Origin of the sequence: Odoribacter sp. N54.MGS-14, assembly GCF_000980295.1 — a bacterium.
GTDB classification, from domain to species: domain Bacteria; phylum Bacteroidota; class Bacteroidia; order Bacteroidales; family Marinifilaceae; genus Odoribacter; species Odoribacter splanchnicus.
The window spans coordinates 1-267 of sequence record NZ_LARL01000199.1 but is presented as its reverse complement, the minus strand read 5'-3'; the positions used below and the strand labels follow the sequence as shown (position 1 = coordinate 267).

The following is a 267-nucleotide window of genomic DNA, read 5'->3' as shown; positions in this document are numbered from 1 at the left end:
CTCTAGCGAGACTGCCGTTGACAAAACGGAGGAAGGTGGGGACGACGTCAAATCATCATGCCCCTTATGTCCTGGGCCACACACGTACTACAATGGTGGTTAACAGAGGGAGGCAATACCGCGAGGTGGAGCAAACCCCTAAAAGCCATCCCAGTTCGGATTGCAGGCTGCAACCCGCCTGCATGAAGTTGGAATCGCTAGTAATCGCGGATCAGCATGCCGCGGTGAATACGTTCCCGGGCCTTGTACACACCGCCCGTCACACCA

The 267-nt window shown here is 56.2% G+C and carries 1 rRNA gene; it reads left to right on the top strand.

From position 1 onward, the window contains the following. Positions 1-267 (top strand): 16S ribosomal RNA (locus tag WS42_RS15110); the annotation flags it as partial.